The sequence below is a fragment of the Ectobacillus ponti genome (assembly GCF_024294785.1).
Taxonomy (GTDB): domain Bacteria; phylum Bacillota; class Bacilli; order Bacillales; family Bacillaceae_G; genus Ectobacillus; species Ectobacillus ponti.
Genome location: NZ_JANCLT010000014.1, coordinates 86052 through 104952, shown reverse-complemented (window position 1 = coordinate 104952; position 18901 = coordinate 86052). Strand labels below are relative to the sequence as shown.

Here is an 18901-nt window from a genome sequence, read left to right as displayed (position 1 = left end):
TGGCAAGCCTTTTTTTATGCACTCGTACTATGTACAAATCCCTTGCAATAGTCTGTACTTTTATTTTGCATTAAACATGCTATAGAATCACCTATTTCAAAAGGAACAACTAATCAAGAAGTACAGATTTATAAGGGCGATTATACTTTGGAACAAGAAGATAAAAAATTTTATGTAAATGGGAGAGTATATTTAAATTGGTTACCGGCACCTAGCATAAACTTTGAGGCCGAGATGGTAGATGACGTCAATATTGACATGGTTATAAACAAGATTTTGGGTGGGAGTTATAGATTAACTACACGTGATGGATATAGCTGTTCTGTTATGGTGACCAATATAAAATATGGAGACAAGTTCGCCGTTACAGGAATTGTTTTAAACTTTATAGAAAGGCCTGGGAGCGAGACGCATCAGCTAGTGTTCTCTGTAGTGAATTTTATTAATGATTTTGGTTCGCCGATACAACATGAGAGAACGATGTATCTTGGTCGAAGTTGGTTTAAATATGGTGCTTTTAGAATAGTCTTAGACAAGCAACCTGACTATAAAACTAAGTACGATGAATTGACTAAAACAGGCGGGTATGCAATTACTCATGCAGGTATGATAGAGCATATTGAGGGAGAACTCTTTAGTTATGACGAAGTGGCAGACCTTTTAGAGTCTCTAATGTGGTTGTTGTCATTTGCCAGTGGCAGGAAAGTTGGAATTTGTTCTGTGCATGGGTATATCGGTGAAGAGTTAGTATTAGAGAGGTATCAAGCACCAATCATATTTAAGTGGAAAAAAGTGAACAACTGGTTTCCAAAAACTGATCCCGATAGTTATTTGCAACTACAAAATGTGTATCCTTCGCTAGTGAAGCAGCTAAAAGATGACCTGTGGGGAGACGTTCTAAAGCGAACACTTTCATGGTATTTTGACAGTAACGATGCTAGATACGTGGAGAATAAAATAGTAGCAGTTCAAATAGCATTAGAAACGCTTGCTTGGACCTTTTTGGTTGAAGAGCATGAAATTGTAGCCAGAAGTGTCTTTGATAAAAAACTAAGAGCATCAGATAAGTTGGTGCGATTGCTGCACGAGCTTTCTATCCCTCAAGTCCTACCGGATACTGGCACTTTTGCTGCAGCTCAGAAGTTTTATGAAAATGGGCCTCATCTACTTACGGACTTTAGAAATGAAATAGTTCACCCCTCTAAGAAGGCTAAGAAGAATGGTCAAACGATAGCAGTGCCTAAGCATCGTGTTCTTGAATTAGGAAAGCAATACCTGGAGTTGAGTATATTGAGAATTTTAAATTACAAAGGCAAATATCAAAATTTGTTGAAAGAGGTACAAATGGTTGGCGAGACTGTGGAAAATGTGCCTTGGTGTTCTAAAAAGAGTGAAACATAAACCCTGTTTAAAATTTAATGTTGACAATTCTCTAGTATTAGGGGGAACTCCATTGTTTATGGGTTCCCCCTTTAGTTCAATAGGCAAAGCCACTTTTAGAAATTACTTTATGATGCTTAGTAAAATATATCTTTGGAGTAAGAGATTTTTTAATTGCGGTCAAAACACACAATAAGAAGTAGCTGCTAAATACCTGACCATATAAATGGAACTCCCAATTGTTGAGTCGCTTGAGGCAGCATAGAAGCTACAATTGTCTGCAATTAGTGTATTAATGGGTACGCCGAGCAGGACAACAGTCAGGCCGATGGTGTTCTTAGAGAATGTAAAAAATTTTGTGTAAATGGCTAGACTGACTACCAAAGGACCTGGTCGTTTATGCAAAATGCAAGAAAGCAGTTAGTAGAGGATTTGGCAAGAGAATGTCGTACGGTTGAGGACATTCAAGCGATGATGAAGAGCTTATTTCGCGACACCATTCAACAGGTGTTTGAGGCTGAGATGGAGGACCATCTTGGCTATGGGAAGCACAGTAGTGAAGGTACCCGCTCAGGCAACAGCCGGAATGGCTACAGTAAGAAAACAGTGAAAACAAAGTTTGGTAACGCAGATTTACAAGTTCCTAGAGATCGGAATGGTGAGTATGAACCACAGATTATCAAGAAATATGAGACGACTGTAAACGGCTTGGAGGACCAGATTATTGGTCTGTACGCCAAGGGTATGTCCACCCGAGACATTGAGGATCACATGAAGGACCTGTATGGCATTGATGTGTCTCCCACACTGGTAAGCAAGGTGACAGATAAAGTCATGCCGGCCATCACGGAGTGGCAGTCCCGTCCGTTGGACGCTGTGTACCCAATTGTTTTTCTGGATTCCATTCACTTCAAGGTCCGCAAGGATAACCGCATCATCAATAAGGCTGCGTACAGCGTTCTTGGCATCTCTCTGTCCGGCCACAAGGAGATTCTCGGCATCTGGATTGGGGAGAACGAGAGTGCTTCCTTCTGGCTGAGTGTGTGTACAGACCTCAAGAACAGAGGGATACAGGACATCCTAATCGCCTGTAAGGACGGGCTTTCTGGCTTCTCTGAGGCCATTCATGCCGTGTTCCCGCGTACAAGCATCCAGCTCTGTGTTATTCACCAAATCCGGAACTGGCTGAAGTACGTTGTGTTTAAAGACCAGAAGGCTGTCTATCAGGCACTTACTCTGGAGGAAGCTGAATTAGCCTTCTCGCGGTTCTCTGACAAGTGGGGAAGCAAGTATCCTCTTGTCATCCGTTCTTGGGGGAATAACTGGACTGAGCTGACTTCCTTCTTCAGCTGCCCAGCTGAAATTCGAAAGCTTATCTATACAACTAACACCATTGAGGGGTACCACCGCCAGCTGAGAAAGGTGACCAAAACGAAGACTGCCTATCCATCAGATGACGCTCTCCGTAAAATCATCTATCTCGCTACTGTGGAAATTTCGAAGAAATGGACTATGCCTTTGCGGAGCTGGAAACAATGTATATCGCAATTGGCCATCTTTTTCGAGGGGCGCTTGGACAAGGGCTTGGACAAGGAATTATTGTCCTAATGTTTGGCTAGTCCGGCTTGACAGGGAGCCTCTGGGGGCATGCCCCCCTCTCCCAATCAAGCCGGGTCTCATTATATAGCTGGAAAACCATTTACACAAAAATATTTACGCTCCCCTTCTAGAGGAATTGAAAAGCCATATAGAAACGTATGACTTGCAGAGCGAAGACCGTTTGCTATATAGATTAAAAGGAGAGCCGCTTCAAAACAAGCAGCTAAACCGAATTGTAGATCGTGTTTGCACTGAATTCGGTTGGGATGGGAAAGATGTACAGAAACTGACTCCTCATGGTTTTCGGTACACGATTGCCACATTGATGCATGAGCGAGGAGAAGAGGCTTCAACTATTCAGAAACTACTAGGCAGAAACTACTAGGTCATGAGGTGTCTGCAAATGGTATGAGTGCAAGCATCAAGCACTATATCTTAAAATCAAAAAAGGACATCCATCTTATCCGAAAGCAATTAAACCGGTTGGAGACTGAATTAATAGAATACCGGCTATCGGAGACACAGCGTAAGACTACCGAACAACATTCAGTCGATTTGCCAGCTTCATGTCCAGTGGAACCTACGGTGGCATCCGAAGCTCTTGCAGCATTAGCAAGCGCCGCTAAAAATAATCCAGCGCTTCTAAATGCGGTGGGTCAAGATGTTCAGAGTGCAATTATCAGCTATTGGATTTCGCAGGGAGAGCTAGAAGCAGGTGAACTGGCTTGAACATACATAGACAGACACCAGCCGGATTTGCTGGTGTCTTAATTGTTATTTAGATTTTAAATGTGCCTATGGCTTTTCGCTTCTGTTCAAAGTCAATGTGTGTGTACACCTGTGTGGAGCTGAGGTTTTCATGGCCGAGCAGTTCCTGCAGAAGACGCAAGTCCACATTTTCTTTATTTTCCTGCAACAGCAACGTCGCAAACGTGTGCCGCAAATGGTGCAAAGAGAAGCGGGTAGGAGGGAGACCAGCCTTTTCTAGGATATTCTTGAATAGCACGTGCAGCCCGCGAGGATTCATCACTTTTTTATTCTTGCTCAAAAATACGGGCTGCGATGAATGTTTTTGATATTCATCCAGCGTTTCCATATATGTCTGGAAAAGAGGAAGCACAATTGGGTGAAGAGGGAGGAGGCGCTCCTTTTTTCCTTTTCCTTTAATGCGGATCGTCTGATTGTCTAAATTGAGCTGGTCCCAGTTTAAATCGACGAGCTCTTGACGGCGCATGCCAGTAGTTGCTAAGAGCTTAAAAATGAGCTCATTGCGGAGAGCAAGCGGACGTGTGTCACTTTCCAAGAAACGAAAGAGCTTTTGCAGTTCTTCTAGGGTCATATATACAGGCAGATTTTGTTCAATTTTCGGAACTTCAATTCCAACTGTGAAGTCCTGGTCGATGAAGCGTTCACGGACACAGAAGCGACTTAGTGCTTTTAGACAGGAAATGCGGCGCTGCATTGTTCGTGGACTTGCGCCAGCTTCACGAACTTGCTCTTGTACGAAGCGACGGATGTTCACTGGGCGAATTTCTTCAATTTCCATCATGCTGCGGCGGCTATTGCGCAGGAACCCTTCAAACAGCATGAGATCGTATGCATAGGCACGAATGGTGTTTTCGGCGTAGTTTCGTTCAACTTCGAGGTACATGAGGAACTCATCGATCGTTTCTGTAATTAACATAGGTAGACAACCTCCAAATTATTTTATTATAGTGTCGGACCAGGATTTTACCGGTCGACCTTGCAAGTTATCAGTCATGTCCTATACGTTACAGATGCGTCCTCATTTATTATCGTCACATTGCAGACCGCGATGTTCCCATAAGTTTTTTTATGGGAAGTGGGGGAAGCCAGTTATGGCGCGGTCTCCCGTTTACTAGTTAACATAATACTTATTATAGGAAGTCGAAGAGGAAATCTTATTCAGTCTCAAATCTATAGTTTACTACATGTTTTGAGACGGGAGAGACGAGGAATTCTACCAGGTCGCTATAGACTGGACACGTTTTTTCCATTTACAGATTTTCCTTTGCTTTTTGCAGCCAGCCAATCACAATTCGCAGACATACATATTGGATTCTTGTGGATCTTTGTTCCAATCTTTGCAAGAACCGCAGCTGCTTGTCCATTTCTTGCAGATTCTCTGTTGTATCTTGCTGTAAAGTGGTATATAATAGAAATAATATTAAATGACTGAAATTCCTCGTTAAGGAGTGAAAATACATGAATATTACGATTTATTTTGGAAGTCACGAAGACAAAGAAGTTCGGACAATGGATTGCTATATTGATGTTGAAGATGCTGAGGAAGTCGCACCAGCCTCCTAAGTGATGATACATAAGGGCCTCTTCCCTGCCCTGCTTGAAAAAAGATGTCTCATATGAGACATCTTTTTTCTTGGAAAGATTTACTTTTTCTTGATTTCATAGTAAGATAACTTTAGAACAAATGTTCGATACCTCTCCCCTTTTTGGTTGGGATGTACATATAGGAAGGACGGTTTGTCATGGCAGTACAAAAGCGCAGAGGAAAAGCAAAGCAAGCCCCTACGATCTCCAATACTGGATTTATCGGCTCTGTCTTCGTCGATACGTCAGAGCTGCGCCGGAAGCAATATTACTTCTCACGCAAGAAGCTGCATGTGGCCCATCATGTGCTGGACGGCCTGGCGCAAGCGGCAAGTCATTTGTTTGTCAGCCACGGAGTCTTGGCTTACCTGTCTTGTGTCTATATGGAAGATCAGCAGAAAATCGGATTTGTGCTTTCTTCCAAGCCCTTTCAGCCGCAGGAAGGCAGGGCTTATTTCAAGAACTATCTGCTGGAGCGGAACTTCTACGCGGGAGCTGCAGAGGTTGATTTTGAGGAAGTATTCAACACCGGATTTCTTGGTGTGGTGTTCGCTGATTTATCAGGTATGCTGCGCTATACGTTTGATATTGAAATGAATATTTTGGTGAAGCTGATGAAGGATATGATGATTCCGGTAAAAGAACTGTTTTTGCGGAATCGGATTACAGCGTACCTATCCAGTGTAGAGCTGGAGGATCAGGAAAAGCTTGGTTTCGTTCTGTCAGTCAAACCGTATGACGAGAAGGCGGAAGCAGAGCTGTATTTTCAGGAGTACTTACGGGAGCGCGGTTTTTACCTCGAGGAGGAAGATGAATTGGAGCAAATTGTCATACGCCGAAAAATCGAGCTGCTGTGAGAAACCGGGACATGTGTCCCGGTTTTTTTATGTGTGCAGCAATAGCTGGACCTCCCTGTCTGTCGGCATGCCGCTTTGCGCTCCGTGCTTTGTGATGGAAAGCGCGGCTGCGGCATTGGCATACATAATTGCTTCAGGCAAAGCTGCCCCGCGCGCGAGCATGACAGCCAAAGCGCCATTAAAGGTGTCGCCGGCACCGGTTGTATCCACGGCTTCGACTGTAAATCCGGGCTGATGCTGTATGATGCCGTCCTGCGCATAGGAGACCCCGTCTTTTCCCTTCGTCATAACAATCTTTCCGGGATAGTCCAGCAGTGATTGCTCGGCCGCTTGCGGAATCACAATGGGAAGCTCATGCTGATTTGGTGTCAGCAATGAGATACGGGCCAGGTCTTCCTTTGACAGCGAAACAGCGGGAGCCGGATTGAGAATAACAGATACACCATGCTGATACGCCAGGTCCATAGCCGCACGCACGCTGTCCAAAGGAATCTCCAGCTGCATCAGAACGATGTCCGCTTGACGAATGACACCCGCAGCTGTTTGTATATGTGCGGGTGTCATTCCGTGATTGGCCCCCGGCACGACAATAATCCGGTTCTCCCCGCCCTCCTCCAGCAAAATGGTTGCCACACCGGTGCTTTGCTTTGGCAAGCGGGAGATATGGGAAGTGTGGACGCCCTGCCTCTCCATATTTTGTACGGCTGCTTCTCCGAAGGCATCCTGCCCGACACACCCAATCATATGTACAGATGCACCCAATCTGGCGCATGCCACTGCCTGGTTCGCGCCCTTGCCGCCATGAAAGGTGGCGAAGCTGTCTCCCATCCGTGTTTCTCCCGCTTGCGGCAGCTGCTTCACTCCCGTTACGAGATCCATATTAACGCTGCCGACTACAACAATGTTCGGTTTCTTCACGATGCATCCCCCTTTGGTTGTTTTTCTCGAAACAGCAGCCAAAGCACAAAAAACATACCGGCTGCCACAAACTCCAGACTCAGCATATACCATGGATGCGGCCCGAGCCAATCCAGCAAGCTTTGACTGGACGGCTTGCGCATCAGAAACATGTAATTCCCATCCGTCATCCAGTTGACCAGCCACACAACAGGAAGCAGCATATTCAAAACCAGCATCGTCCTCCAAAGCGCCCGCAGCGTTGGCCGATACCCCTTCACCCATGTGAAATAGAGAGACGTCCATATAATCATAAGGTGCACGAAGAAAAAGTGCAGATAGCGAAAATGCGGAAAGCCAAAGGATAAGACCGGTGTCAGCACAGCTTGCAAGGCGCCTGCAATGCCGATGAAAAAGACAAGATCATATAGAAAACGATTTCCTGTCAAGAGAAGGACTGCGCTCAACAGAATGCTGAGGCTGCATAATTCCAGCGGCAGCGCGTGGTCCACACTCCAAAAGCCGTTGGATACCAGCCATGCATGATAGCCTCCTTCTGCTGCCAGCAGCAAAAAGCCACATACCTGTTCCCAACGGTAAAGCGTCATGCTTCTCCATTGCCTCCTATAATGGAAAATCAGCCAACTCCCGATTACACCTGCGGCTATGGCCGCCCAATGGCTCATATGAAACATGTGAAACGGATAATCATCCGCATTCCCTCCAAACCAAGACAAGCTTCCCGTCACCTCTCCCCTGTTTATGCGCTGTATGTATGTCTCTCTTTTATCATACTGTATAATCTCCAAACTTATAAAGGACGAGAGCACAAAAAGGGAGACCACACCGATACATATCAATGAGGGTCTCCCATGAAAACAGAATTATCTTGCCGCTGCGCCAAAAGCTTCAATCATGCTTTGTGCACGGGGGTCTACCACTTCGTAGTAGATCTCCAAGCCATTGCGCGTTCCGCTGATAACCCGGTGCTGCTTCAGTTTAGCCAAATGCTGGCTGATTGTGGATTGCGGCATTTCAAAGCCTTCGTACAGGCTGGTCACGTTTGTTGGACCGCTTTCCAGCATAACCTTAATGAGAGCCAGCCGAACTGGATGTGCCAATACCTTTAGAATTTCAGCACCCTCAACAAATTCTTCTACATACAATGCGCACGGTTTCATAATCGTAACATCCTCCCAGGGGGCTTTCTCTCCTTCATTATAATGAAAAGTTCCTTATATTTAAATTAATAAATTGTCAAAACACCAAATATAGACTGCTAAATTTTTTCCAATTTTCGTCGTGCGCAATTCCGCGAGAGAGATTTCGTCTAAATGGAGGCAGACAAGCATATGGTAGAAGGAGGACTGTCCTTCTCCTCTAGGGACTCATATCAAAAGGAGGAATGAAACAATTGAAGCAATCAGAAACAATCGTCAGCAAACGTCTGCGCCAGCTGAAAGTACTTGTTGTGCTGCTGCTTTTGCTTACAGCAGCCCGGGTGGGATACATGAAGCTGCTGTATACGAGCGAATTTGCTGTAAAGCAAAAGCAAACCATTGAGGCATCGGGCACTTCTATTTTGGCAAACTTCAGGAACGCCCCCAACCTGGCCGGATTTCATGCCGTCACCAGAGAAGAAATCATTCAAAACAGCAAGGATGATCCGAGTCTTCTGTCTGTCTTGGCTGCAGTCAATCAATTTTGCCAAAAAGGATGTGAAGGCGCACCTATGCTGTTTTTTAAGGAACACACAGCAATTGTCCTGTATCAGAATAAGGATGGCGAACAGCATGCGGCCCAGCTGCAAAAAAGCCAAAATGAATGGGTGAATGCCGGCAAGGCAGACTAAAGAATATCCGCTGCCCTCTTGCCTATCCCAACTTCTTCCTTCTATAATATATACAGAATATTCTTTCGTCTTCAGTCACCACCTGTATGGAAAAAGGAGAGGTGTGTATGTATCCAATTGAAGCTGTACGACGGCAATTCCCCGCTTTAACACGTACATATAATGGAAAGCCGGCTGCCTATATGGATGGCCCGGGCGGTTCACAGGTGGTACAAGGAGTCATTGATGCGATGGTCTCTTACATGTCCCGCGGCGGCGCCAATTTGCACGGGGAATTTCCGACAAGCCGGGAAACAGAACAGCATATTGCAGATGCGAGACAAGCCATTGCCGATTTGGTGGGAGCCAAGCCGCAGGAGGTTGCGTTTGGCCAAAACTCCACCTCGCTGATGTTTGCCATTGCCCGCTCCCTCAGCAAGTCTTGGAATCAAGGGGATAATATCGTTACAACGGAAATCGACCATCGCTCGAATGTCGATTCCTGGGCTACAGCAGCTGCGGACCGCGGGACAGATGTGCGGATGATCTCGGTGGATACAGACATCATGATGCTGGATACAACCAATTTGCAGGAGCTGATCGACTCCCGCACACGGCTTGTATGTGTGACACTTGCCTCCAATGCGGTTGGCACGATCACGAACCTCTCCCCCATCGTCCGGCGGGCCCGGGAAGTAGGGGCGTTGGTGGCAGTCGATGCCGTTCATGCCGTACCACACTTTTGCGTAGACCGTGATGCGTTGGATGCCGATATTGTATTGTGCTCTGCTTACAAGTTCTTTGGTCCGCATGTAGGTATTGCTGTCATCCGCGAGACATTGTTTCAATCGCTGCCGGTCTATAAGCTGCAGCCGGCTCCAGTCTATATTCCCGACAAACTGGAAACCGGAACGCAAAACCACGAAGCCATTTCGGCGCTCCCCGCAGCTGTAGACTTTATCGCAAGCCTGGGCGAAGGCGATTCCCGCCGCGAGCGGCTGTACAGTGCCTTCAGACGGATTGAAGCATATGAAAACCAGCTTGCCCAGAAGCTGCGCCAGGCGTTGGCCGAACTCCCTCAAGTGCAGGTGTATCAAGCGCCGGAGGATACAGCCAAAACACCGACTGTCGCGTTCCGTATTAAACAGGCACCTCCTGAAGAGGTATGCCGATGGATGGCGGAGAACCATTCTATTTTTATCGCCAGCGGAGACTTCTATGCATCGACACTGGCCGAGAAGCTCGGTATTGGGCAGAACGGCGGCTGGATTCGGGCGGGGCTGGCTCCTTACAGCACAGAAGCAGAAATTGACCGGCTGATTGCTGCAGTAAAGGCATATATCCACTCGTTCCAACCGGAAGCTGCATCTTCCTCTCTATAACGAAAAACCCGGTGCTTCACAGCGCCGGGTTTTTATGTATGAATAATTTCCAAAAAGTGCTGTAAAATACGGGCCGTCAGACCCCAGATCACTTTGTCTTCATAGTGGTAAAAGTACTCCTCCATTGAACGTGTTTGCCAGTTATAGTTTTCTCCGCCCGGAATGAGATGGAACGGAAAGCCCGGTTCCGGAACCGGCTTCAGGTGCAAAAGGTGCACGTCCGGCTGTGTCTGTTGAAAATGCGAAAGGGGTACGGTAAACACCTCCTCCACCTCACCGGGATTTGGCGTCATGCCTTCTGCCTGCACTTGTCCCACAAAGGGGTAAATGATGGTGCCGGAAGCAGACACAAGATAGTCCAGCGGCAGAACGTGAGTCACACAGCCTGCGGTGATGCCAAGCTCTTCTGTTGTTTCCCGGATGGCTGTATACCGCTCATCGGGATCGCTGCGGTCAACCTTCCCGCCCGGAAAACAAATTTCTCCCGGCTGCCGGCGCATCCGGCGCGCCCGTACTTCAAATAAGATATGTACCTCTCCCTCACGCTCTACCAGCGGAAGAAGTATGGCAAAATGCGGAGTCCGCCGGCTGCCCAATACAGCAGGGGTATGCTGTTGCAGTTTCTGATACATGCTCTCCAGGTTCATCTGTATGCCTCTCCTTCCATAGGGAATACGGGAAAGAGCCCCTGCCTTTACAGAGACTCTCATAGTTTTTAAATTAGTCGCTATCGCCTGCACCAATTATAATCAACAAGCGCCGCCATAGCCGATAAAGCTGGCACCGATAATAATCAGCAAGATAAACAGGACAACGAGAAGCGCGAATCCGCCATAAGCGCCGCCGAATCCACCGCCGTAACCATATCCATAGCCAGGGTATCCATAACCATACATAACTTTCTGCCTCCTTTATATTCCGCGATGCCTAACTAAAGCTGCTGCACGGATGATGTATACTATGGCAGATTCTTTGGCAAGGTGTCAGACCCCTGAAAAAATAGGCTGTTATCCGCTTACAAGCTCACTCTGGACATAATACCACAGCAAGGCTGCCGTATGCTCCAGTGATTGCACATGCGTACGTTCAAAAGCATGTGACGCATCAATGCCCGGACCGATCAGACCGTGCATCACATCATAGCCGGCCCGGATGGCGGCAGACGCATCTGAGCTGTAATACGGGTAAATATCAACGCGGTAATCAATCCCGTGCTGCTTCGCCAAGGAAACCAGATACTGCCTCAGTTGATAATGATACGGTCCGCTGGAGTCCTTGGCGCAAATGGACACGCTGTGCTCATTTGTCGCCTGCGTATCGCCGATGGCTCCCATATCCACCGCCAGGTATTCCACCGTTTCTGCCGGAATGTTGGAGTTGCCGCCATAGCCAATCTCTTCGTTATTAGAAATGAGGAAATGGGTGGTATAAGGAAGTGCCGTGCCTTCTTCCTTCAGCTTTTTTGCTAAATACAGAAGGATGCCCACACTGGCCTTGTCATCCAAATGCCTCGATTTGATAAAGCCGCTGTCAGATACAGAAAAACGCGGCGCAAAGGAAACAAAGTCACCGACCGAAATGCCAAGCTGCTCCGTTTCAGCTTTGGAGGCAGACATAGCGTCGATGCGGACTTCTATATTCTCTTCATCACGCTTCGCATCTCCGGCATTTTTGTACACATGCACCGAGGTTTGATGCATGAGGATGGTGCCTGTATAGGTCTTTCCATCAGCCGCATGGATGGTGCAATACTCCCCTTCCACTGAGTTCCAGCGGAATCCGCCGACTGTAGTCAGACGCAGACGGCCGTTTCCTTTGATTTCTTTCACCATAGCCCCCAGCGTATCCACGTGGGCCGTCAGTAAACGATGCTTGCGGGTGTCTGTGCCGGGAATCGTAGCCAACAATGCGCCTTTGCGCGTACGCTCATACGAAATGCCGTGCTGCTCCATGAAAGCAGCCACATATGCGATCGCTTCCTCTGTATAGCCGGACGGACTTGGAATGGAGACAAGCTCCTGTATGTATTGGACAATTTCTGTTGTTTGAATCAATCTGCTCTCTCCTATCTGTTCAAATCTCTACTTCTCTATGTTAGCGCCTCTGGCGGCTGTTCTCAAGGAAAAAGCCTGTTTCACCATATGTAGGTGCTGCCGTATATCTGTGCCTGCCCCGGTATATTTTTCCCTTGATATCGAACAAGAAACGGGCGCTCCCCCCGGGTTTCCAGGGCCTGTTGTGCCAACCCGTCCCCGCTTGGCTTACAAAAGAGAATGTTTAGATTGGCAAAGGAAACAGCACGGCAAACACCTTGCAGATCGTCGGACTGGAACGCTTCTGTTGCTTCTGCATCAAACCAATGCGCCCACAAATCCGCAATCTCAAGAGATCGGACAGCATATACAACAGACTCGATGCCGGTGACCCCGTTTGGATGCGGTGCAAGAAGGCCTCGCCGCATTAAATCCTCCTGCCGCTCTGTATCTGCTTGCTTCCAATCAATGAAAAACGGCAGCGGCACTTCTGTTTCTGCACTGTCCACAAACAGCATGCTCCACTGAATCATTGAACCGTCCGGCCGCCTCCGCATGCCTGGCGCGATGCTCTGTATGGACAGGCCGCGCTGCTGTAAAAGGCTGGCGGTCTCTTCCGCTGACGATGTGCGGAGGGCAATCTGACAAAGCCCCTCTCCATATTCCCGGTCTTGCACAAGCTGGCGGATCAGGGCATTTTCAGATTGCTCTGCAACAGGCCCATGCTCAATTCCAATCCATTCTATATAGGTCAGATCCATGTAGCACAGGCTGTTCCATGTTCCCCAATTCGTATGGCTGCCGCCGCCGGCCGTATGAAAGCCAAGCTGCCGCATATGCTCCGCGGCCGATGCCGGCGTTGTCTCGATATAATGGACAAGATGGTCGACATTCCACATCCTCCGGCTCCCCCCTTTACTGATGCGCTTCTACGTAAGAAGACACAAGCTCCCCGATTTGCTCCGGGTCTGGCTGCTGTCCTTGAAAGTCAAAAGACAGCTCTTCGATAAACTCCCCGTTCCTGTATACATGCAGCGCCCCCCGTTGCAGCAGAACGCTGTATTCCATATCAAACCGATAGCCGCCTTGCTCAATTGCACCCATATGCACCCTCCTTATTCGGTATATGGACTAGTATGCCTTGCGGGCATCTGGTCATGCCCGCAGCAGGGAAAGCAAGGGATCTTCTCCTGTCGGTGGCGGAAATACGCCTGGATGAAGCAAATAAGCAAGCTGCTGCAACCCAAGCAATAAACGCGGTGATGGCCGGCAATAGAGAGCTTCCTCCAGAATATGGACACGTCCGCTCTGCAGGGCAGGCAGTTCCAGCCAATTCTGCCGTTTTTTCAGAACAGCCGGCTGGACCTTGTCTTGTCTCACTCCTACCCAGGCGAGGCAAATGTGATCAGGATTTCGCCGGCGCACCTCATCCCAATCCGTTTGTACACTGGCTTCCGGACAATCGGCAAAGATATTTTCTGCCCCGGCCAGCCTGCTCATTTCTGTCAGCCAGTTCGCACGTCCCGGCGTAAATACCGGCTTTGGCCACCATTCCCAGTACAGGCGGGGCTTTGACGCCAAAGCAGCCGCTGTTTCCCGGTACATACGAAGAAACGCATGATAAGCGGCAGCCGCTTGGTTTGCTTCCGTTTCCCGCCCGGTTGCCGTCCCAACCCGCAGCAAATCCTCTCCGATTTCCGCAAATGAATGAGGGTTTAACACCAAGTGGGGAATTCCTCGCTGCTCCAGCTCCCGGACGTTGCGCTCCATGCCGGGCACACTTAAGGATGCCAATACCAAATCCGGCTGCAGCCGCTCGACGTGATGCATATCAATGGACAAGTCCGGGCCCACCCGGGGCAGCTGCCTTACCCCCTCGGGCCAATCTGAATAATTGTCCACCCCAACGAGATGTTCACAAGCACCTATATAGACAAGCAGCTCTGTATTACTCGGACACAAAGAAACAATCCTCATGCTTCTCTCCAGATGCGCTGGACCGAAGTCCCGCTCTGCCCCATTTGAATTTCATAGACATCAGGATTCGACAAACTGCGCCATGCCTCAAATCCGGACACACCATCAAAATGCCGCAGCAAAAGCGCCATCAGATTTCCGTGTGTGACCACCGCAGCTGTTTGCCACTCTCTTTGAAGCAGTGCAGCAACAGCCGAAGCTGCCCGGTCCATCGCGGCTTGACTGGATTCTCCGCCAGGCAACGCCAAATGAAAATCCTGAAAAGTCTGTTCCAGTCTAACCAGCCAGTCCTCCAGAGGTCCGGCGCACAAAATCCGTTCCTCCAAGCGGGCATCTGTATGAATGGCAGCACTCCTTGCATTGGCATATGGAGCAATAGACTGCACCGTACGCACAAACGGACTGGATAAAATGACATCGATAGGTTTTGCAAGCAGAAAATCCGCCAATTGCTGCGCCTGTTGCCGGCCAAGAGCCGTAAGTTCCGCCTCGGCCTCTTGGCCGGAAGCCTGGCAATGGCGGATCAGGTAGATGGTTCTCATGAAGATGGCCTCCTCTCGCTTGTTTTCCCTTATGTATTCTGGATACCACACAGGCTTTCCTCTTTTTCGCATGCAAAAGCCCGGCTGATGCCGGGCTTAGCGGTTCATATGGTAATTAGACTGCTTCTCTTGCTCGTTGCGCAGCTGTGTTTTTTCGTCAGAGTCCAACTGATTGTCATATTGCTTCGGCAGCTTCTCATCCGGATTTTGCAGAATATCGTTTGGAAGCTGGGGCATGACCCTTCCCACAATAGCCGCCAGCTCATTCAGAATGCCGGAAACCGGCCGGCCATGGCGGATTTCGGTTCCCATTTGCCGCAGGCGTTGGACTGTATCCGGATCCGCGATGACAACGGCCTTTGCGCCGCGGGGGTCCGTTTTCATCGTTTCAGCTACTGTATACTTGATGACCTCCACCCGGGAACGCTCCAGCCGATCCTTGACGTCAATGCCCACCACTGCATACGGGCCAATGACAAGCGCGGTGGCATCCTGTACGTTCGGCACACTCTTGGCAAGCTGGACAAGATGGCGGGACGTGCTGTGATCAGCTTGATATGTTTTGTTTTTCATAACCGTATCATTTACAGAAATGAGCTTTTTGCTTGTATCTGACTGCGCTGTTTCCTTTTCCCTTGTACTGCAGGCTGCCAACAGGCATAACAGCAGCAAAGCAACCCAGGCACCTCTCATCACAGTCCCCTCCTTAATCATATACCGGCTCTACGTTCTGCAATTTCTTTACCTTTTCCTCCATGCCGGTTGCTGCATTGATGAAGATTTGATACGTGTTGCTTTTGAATGTCCCCATAAACTCATAGCACAGTACTTCCTTCTTGAGGTCATTCACAATAATGGCTTTCCGTTCTTCCTGGATTTGAACATTTTGATTGATTTTCTTTCTCGCTTCTTCGACAGAAATAGCCGGCTTTGGAATTTGCCGCACCTGGTAAGAAGAGAGATAATCTCTCGCAGAAAAGCCAATCATGGATCCATCGTCCAAAGCTATCTTCATTTGAATGGATTCAGGATACACCCGGACACCATCCTGATTTGTCACGAAAGTCAATGCAGCGGCAGAGTCATACTGGGAGCTGTCATACAGCTCCATATGCTGAAAACCATGCTCTTTTAAAAACTGTGCTCCTTTATCGGCCGCTTCACTCAGGCTCAGCTTTCGCTCCCCGATTTCACGGTTGTTGATTACAAAAATGGGGTATCCGCCTTTTGCGGCAACGTCCATATACGTGTCACTCTTCGTCTGCGGATGATGGATGCGGAGACTGTAAAAGCGATTGTTGGCCCCTTTGCCGCTTTTCTCTGCCGTGATGCGCTCTCCGGTACGCAAGCCCAAGAAGCTGAGGGCCTTCTCTTTCGCCTGCTCCTCGGTAATAAAATCTCCTTTGAGGCGGGAGAAGCCTTGCTTCGGTTTCTCCAGGCTGGTGGCGGTCGGGCCGAAATCTGTTTCGGCATAGGCTTCCACATTCCGTTCTACCGTGCGAAATCCATCAATGATGGTATTGTCTGCCGGGCGTTTGTTGGTGGACAAGGCAAGCTCCACATCCATCCAGCGCAAATTATTCTTGATGACAAGATGCTGCACGCGGCGCATCTCTTTTTGAATTTCGCTTGCATGCTGATACAGTTGCTGCAGCTTTTGGTATTCCGCATCGCTTAACGGTTCCTTGTCGAGATCCCGGATCGCGGTGCGGTAGCTGAAGTCTCCAATTTTGGAGAGAAAATCTTCTGTCTTGTTGAACGGCAGAATCGTTAGTGGCAGCTGCCCCACATCCGAGTGTGCTTTTGAGGTGAGGCGCCATACTTCTGCAAGCGCCGGCGATAAGGACGTACGGGAGTTCATGGCCAATGTCGTGCCAATTTTGTCCTGCAGCAGATCTAAGTTATAGGTTAAATCATGAAAGGCGCGCTGATAGTTGTTTTCCGCCCGAATGAGGACAGCATTCTTCTCTTGATGCTCCCGATACCCCCAGTATGCGGTGCTGATGACCACAATGGACAGGATACCGACCAGTAAGGATCGTATCATAGCATGCTCTCCTCTCCTTTATTTGCAAAAGATGTGCTTGCCGATCTTCTTAATTTGCGGACGGCTCCAAATCCACTTGCTGGTGGCGGTAGCCGGATTGAAGTAATAGGTGGCTCCCTGGCTTGGATCCCAGCCATTCATCGCATCTGTAACAGCCTTTCTGGCAGAATCATTTGGCGTCAGATTAATTTGGCCGTCAGCGACGCAGGTAAATGCCAGCGGTTCGTAAATCACACCCGCGATGGTATTGGGAAAGGAAGGGCTGCTGATACGGTTCAAAATCACCGCCGCTATGGCAACCTGTCCTTCGTAAGGCTCCCCTCGCGCTTCTCCGTAAACTGCACGTGCCAGCAGTTGCAAGTCGCTTTGCGAAAAGCCATTGGGCACATTTGCGGCAGTTGGTTTGACGGATTGACTCGGGGAAGCTTGTTTTGCAGGTGCACTGCCGCCCCCTTTGCCTTTTACTTGGCTGGCCAAGGAACGGCCGCCGTAATACGTGAAATCATTGCCCTGGCGAATTTGCCCCTTTACCCAAGCCGCATCATATTTAGAGGCATTCGTCAGCTTTTGCTTCGTTGTCGCCCCGGCCACACCATCAACAGGCAGGCCAAACTTGCTTTGGAAATTCCGCAGCGCCCAATATGTGCTCCAGCCGAAGGCACCGTCGATCTTGCCGCTATAAAAGCCGATATATTGAAGGCGTGCCTGCAGTTCAATGACATCATCCCCGGTTGCCCCTTTCCGGATGGCGGCCGCCGAGAATGCCATCGTGTTCCCAGCCTGCCCCGGGCTGCTCCATACAGCTGCTGCAAGCAAGATACTGCAAAGCAGCATTCTGCAGAATGTGTTACAAAACATACTGAAACCTCCCTGAATCTTTCCGTAATGTCACTTATATTCTTTGTAAATGTTTCCGTTTTATGTAAGGGGAGGGGACGTTGGGAGATATTGAAGGGGGTGAGACAGGAATTCTTCGTTTCGTTGTTCAGTCCTAAAAAAACACCTCCCCGTTATAGGAGAGGTGTTTGGGCGAAGCAGATCCCATTTACGTCGGGATGAACCGGACGTACTGCGTACCGGCTGAACACCACTGATTGCCCCCCAGATTGTACCAGCCATTGCTGCTGGTAAACACGACATAACGTTCACCAGGACGCAGGATACGAATAATGTCAAATTGTGTGCCGGGACCGCGGCGCAGATTTAAGTCCGTGAGAATTTCAACAATACCTATGCTCTTGGGGGCGGAGGGGGCGGGCGGAGAGGGGGAAAAGGATACATAAGCAGCGCCGGCTGAACACCACTGGTCTCCTCCAAGATTGTACCAGCCATGAACCGGACTTCCATACACCTTCCATCTTGTGCCCTTTGCCAGTGTGCGCAATACAGGATACTGCAACCCGGGGCCGCTGCGCAGATTCAACGCATCAACCAGTACAGTAACAACCCCTGTCTCCTGCTGTGTTGCAGGCCCTGCAGATACACGCGGCGCATCATAGCGGGACAGTTGATATTGTTCAATCAATCTGATGAGGTTGTCTGGATAAGCTGGATCGGTTGTGTATCCGGCAGTTTGCATCTTCCGCGCCGCTGTCTTGTAGTCTGCCTCTCCGATGATTGCCTGATAGCGCGGTGCTTGGAGGAACTTGGCATGGTCCTCTATGCTTTCCTGCCAGGAGTTGTACTTGCGAAATACCGCTGTATCCTGATAAGGCTGCCCATCCCGATAGTCTGTTGTTTCAATAGTAAAGCTGCCTGCCGGACCTGTCCCCTTAATTCCAAACAAATTATTTGCTTGCGTGGCCAAAACAGAGCGGCCCCATCCGCTTTCCAAAATCGCCTGCGCGATGGTCAAGGAAGCGAGGATGCCGTATTTGTTCTGGTTCTCCACAGCAAAAGGAGCGATCCGGTCAATAAATGCCTGTGTCTCTGTTGCCATGCCATCCCTCCATCTCTGGTATTCCTTCCTCACCATCTTATGAGTGCGGCAGGATATGTAGGCCT

Annotated in this window: 22 protein-coding genes; 7 read left to right on the top strand and 15 right to left on the bottom strand. The window is 48.9% G+C overall.

Annotated elements, in window-relative coordinates; translation table 11 throughout:
• Positions 1–147: 147 nt before the first annotated feature.
• The 4 genes from NK662_RS19985 (at position 148) to NK662_RS19975 (ending at position 3708) form a co-directional block, all read left to right on the top strand.
• A complete protein-coding gene (locus NK662_RS19985) occupies positions 148–1401 on the top strand; it encodes a YopA family protein (RefSeq protein ID WP_254760724.1) in 1254 nt (417 codons plus the stop codon).
• 378 nt (positions 1402–1779) lie between these two features.
• Positions 1780–2988 (top strand): IS256 family transposase, encoded by a 1209-nt coding sequence (locus tag NK662_RS19980; protein ID WP_254760723.1) that lies wholly within the window; start codon positions 1780–1782, stop codon positions 2986–2988.
• Positions 2989–3067: 79 nt separating this feature from the next.
• Positions 3068–3364, top strand: coding sequence for a tyrosine-type recombinase/integrase (locus NK662_RS23800; protein ID WP_368736084.1), 297 nt, complete (start codon positions 3068–3070; stop codon positions 3362–3364).
• A 23-nt stretch (positions 3365–3387) separates the two neighbouring features.
• Positions 3388–3708, top strand: coding sequence for a hypothetical protein (locus NK662_RS19975; RefSeq protein ID WP_254760722.1), 321 nt, complete (start codon positions 3388–3390; stop codon positions 3706–3708).
• Positions 3709–3757: 49 nt separating this feature from the next.
• On the opposite strand, the gene NK662_RS19970 is transcribed toward NK662_RS19975, so the two are convergent.
• Complete coding sequence (locus NK662_RS19970; RefSeq protein ID WP_254760721.1) at positions 3758–4663, bottom strand: tyrosine-type recombinase/integrase; 906 nt, start codon at positions 4661–4663, stop codon at positions 3758–3760.
• An 826-nt stretch (positions 4664–5489) separates the two neighbouring features.
• On the opposite strand from NK662_RS19970, the gene NK662_RS19965 reads away from it, so the two are divergent.
• Positions 5490–6188, top strand: a complete 699-nt coding sequence (locus NK662_RS19965; RefSeq protein WP_254760720.1) for a hypothetical protein — start codon at positions 5490–5492, stop codon at positions 6186–6188.
• Positions 6189–6215: 27 nt separating this feature from the next.
• Here NK662_RS19965 and rbsK read toward each other — a convergent pair whose 3' ends face one another.
• From rbsK to NK662_RS19950, 3 genes are all read right to left on the bottom strand, one after another.
• Positions 6216–7106 carry a ribokinase gene (rbsK, locus tag NK662_RS19960; protein ID WP_254760719.1) on the bottom strand — a complete coding sequence of 297 codons (891 nt, stop codon included), beginning with the start codon at positions 7104–7106 and terminating at the stop codon, positions 6216–6218.
• Positions 7103–7780 (bottom strand): YwaF family protein, encoded by a 678-nt coding sequence (locus NK662_RS19955; RefSeq protein WP_279665315.1) that lies wholly within the window; start codon positions 7778–7780, stop codon positions 7103–7105. The genes rbsK and NK662_RS19955 overlap by 4 nt, the downstream gene beginning before the upstream one ends.
• A 189-nt stretch (positions 7781–7969) precedes the next feature.
• Entirely contained in the window at positions 7970–8266 is a 297-nt protein-coding gene (locus NK662_RS19950) for an ArsR/SmtB family transcription factor (protein ID WP_254760718.1), read from the bottom strand.
• 233 nt (positions 8267–8499) lie between these two features.
• Here NK662_RS19950 and NK662_RS19945 point away from each other — a divergent pair, with 233 nt between their 5' ends.
• Positions 8500–8937, top strand: a complete 438-nt coding sequence (locus tag NK662_RS19945) for a hypothetical protein (protein ID WP_254760717.1) — start codon at positions 8500–8502, stop codon at positions 8935–8937.
• Between the two features lie 107 nt (positions 8938–9044).
• Entirely contained in the window at positions 9045–10298 is a 1254-nt protein-coding gene (locus NK662_RS19940) for a cysteine desulfurase-like protein (RefSeq protein WP_254760716.1), read from the top strand.
• 32 nt (positions 10299–10330) lie between these two features.
• Here the strand turns inward: NK662_RS19940 and NK662_RS19935 are convergent, their stop codons facing one another.
• The 11 genes from NK662_RS19935 to NK662_RS19885 all read right to left on the bottom strand — a co-directional run bounded on the left by NK662_RS19935 (position 10331) and on the right by NK662_RS19885 (position 18836).
• Positions 10331–10945 (bottom strand): NUDIX hydrolase, encoded by a 615-nt coding sequence (locus tag NK662_RS19935; protein WP_254760715.1) that lies wholly within the window; start codon positions 10943–10945, stop codon positions 10331–10333.
• Between the two features lie 102 nt (positions 10946–11047).
• Positions 11048–11194: a YjcZ family sporulation protein gene (locus tag NK662_RS19930; protein ID WP_254760714.1), complete on the bottom strand. Its 147-nt coding sequence runs from the start codon at positions 11192–11194 to the stop codon at positions 11048–11050.
• 111 nt (positions 11195–11305) lie between these two features.
• Entirely contained in the window at positions 11306–12352 is a 1047-nt protein-coding gene (locus NK662_RS19925; RefSeq protein ID WP_254760713.1) for a M42 family metallopeptidase, read from the bottom strand.
• Positions 12353–12432: 80 nt separating this feature from the next.
• Complete coding sequence (locus NK662_RS19920) at positions 12433–13230, bottom strand: VOC family protein (protein ID WP_254760712.1); 798 nt, start codon at positions 13228–13230, stop codon at positions 12433–12435.
• 16 nt (positions 13231–13246) lie between these two features.
• Positions 13247–13435 carry a DUF5370 family protein gene (locus NK662_RS19915; RefSeq protein ID WP_254760711.1) on the bottom strand — a complete coding sequence of 63 codons (189 nt, stop codon included), beginning with the start codon at positions 13433–13435 and terminating at the stop codon, positions 13247–13249.
• A 51-nt stretch (positions 13436–13486) separates the two neighbouring features.
• Complete coding sequence (locus NK662_RS19910; protein ID WP_254760710.1) at positions 13487–14308, bottom strand: cobalamin-binding protein; 822 nt, start codon at positions 14306–14308, stop codon at positions 13487–13489.
• Positions 14305–14850 (bottom strand): histidine phosphatase family protein, encoded by a 546-nt coding sequence (locus NK662_RS19905; RefSeq protein ID WP_254760709.1) that lies wholly within the window; start codon positions 14848–14850, stop codon positions 14305–14307. Before NK662_RS19905 ends, NK662_RS19910 begins: the two co-directional genes overlap by 4 nt.
• Positions 14851–14946: 96 nt before the next feature.
• Positions 14947–15543 (bottom strand): YhcN/YlaJ family sporulation lipoprotein, encoded by a 597-nt coding sequence (locus tag NK662_RS19900; RefSeq protein WP_254760708.1) that lies wholly within the window; start codon positions 15541–15543, stop codon positions 14947–14949.
• A gap of 13 nt (positions 15544–15556) precedes the next feature.
• The gene (gene ypeB / locus NK662_RS19895) at positions 15557–16897 is read right to left on the bottom strand and encodes a germination protein YpeB (RefSeq protein WP_254760707.1); all 1341 of its coding nucleotides are present in this window, start codon (positions 16895–16897) and stop codon (positions 15557–15559) included.
• Between the two features lie 18 nt (positions 16898–16915).
• The gene (sleB, locus tag NK662_RS19890; protein ID WP_254760706.1) at positions 16916–17755 is read right to left on the bottom strand and encodes a spore cortex-lytic enzyme; all 840 of its coding nucleotides are present in this window, start codon (positions 17753–17755) and stop codon (positions 16916–16918) included.
• A gap of 187 nt (positions 17756–17942) precedes the next feature.
• Positions 17943–18836, bottom strand: coding sequence for a glucosaminidase domain-containing protein (locus NK662_RS19885; protein WP_254760705.1), 894 nt, complete (start codon positions 18834–18836; stop codon positions 17943–17945).
• Positions 18837–18901 lie beyond the last annotated feature (65 nt).

Excerpts from the sequence above, each read along its gene's own strand:
- NK662_RS19975 (WP_254760722.1), top strand. The coding sequence starts at position 3,388 with ATGAGTGCAAGCATCAAGCACTATATCTTAAAATCAAAAAAGGACATC.
- NK662_RS19955 (WP_279665315.1), bottom strand. The coding sequence starts at position 7,780 with ATGTTTCATATGAGCCATTGGGCGGCCATAGCCGCAGGTGTAATCGGG.
- NK662_RS19970 (WP_254760721.1), bottom strand. The coding sequence starts at position 4,663 with ATGTTAATTACAGAAACGATCGATGAGTTCCTCATGTACCTCGAAGTT.
- NK662_RS19885 (WP_254760705.1), bottom strand. The coding sequence starts at position 18,836 with ATGGCAACAGAGACACAGGCATTTATTGACCGGATCGCTCCTTTTGCT.
- NK662_RS19930 (WP_254760714.1), bottom strand. The coding sequence starts at position 11,194 with ATGTATGGTTATGGATACCCTGGCTATGGATATGGTTACGGCGGTGGA.
- NK662_RS19980 (WP_254760723.1), top strand. The coding sequence starts at position 1,780 with ATGCAAAATGCAAGAAAGCAGTTAGTAGAGGATTTGGCAAGAGAATGT.
- NK662_RS19920 (WP_254760712.1), bottom strand. The coding sequence starts at position 13,230 with ATGTGGAATGTCGACCATCTTGTCCATTATATCGAGACAACGCCGGCA.
- sleB (WP_254760706.1), bottom strand. The coding sequence starts at position 17,755 with ATGTTTTGTAACACATTCTGCAGAATGCTGCTTTGCAGTATCTTGCTT.
- NK662_RS19910 (WP_254760710.1), bottom strand. The coding sequence starts at position 14,308 with ATGAGGATTGTTTCTTTGTGTCCGAGTAATACAGAGCTGCTTGTCTAT.
- NK662_RS19905 (WP_254760709.1), bottom strand. The coding sequence starts at position 14,850 with ATGAGAACCATCTACCTGATCCGCCATTGCCAGGCTTCCGGCCAAGAG.
- NK662_RS19915 (WP_254760711.1), bottom strand. The coding sequence starts at position 13,435 with ATGGGTGCAATTGAGCAAGGCGGCTATCGGTTTGATATGGAATACAGC.
- NK662_RS19940 (WP_254760716.1), top strand. The coding sequence starts at position 9,045 with ATGTATCCAATTGAAGCTGTACGACGGCAATTCCCCGCTTTAACACGT.
- NK662_RS19965 (WP_254760720.1), top strand. The coding sequence starts at position 5,490 with ATGGCAGTACAAAAGCGCAGAGGAAAAGCAAAGCAAGCCCCTACGATC.
- NK662_RS19935 (WP_254760715.1), bottom strand. The coding sequence starts at position 10,945 with ATGAACCTGGAGAGCATGTATCAGAAACTGCAACAGCATACCCCTGCT.
- NK662_RS19900 (WP_254760708.1), bottom strand. The coding sequence starts at position 15,543 with ATGAGAGGTGCCTGGGTTGCTTTGCTGCTGTTATGCCTGTTGGCAGCC.
- ypeB (WP_254760707.1), bottom strand. The coding sequence starts at position 16,897 with ATGATACGATCCTTACTGGTCGGTATCCTGTCCATTGTGGTCATCAGC.
- NK662_RS19950 (WP_254760718.1), bottom strand. The coding sequence starts at position 8,266 with ATGAAACCGTGCGCATTGTATGTAGAAGAATTTGTTGAGGGTGCTGAA.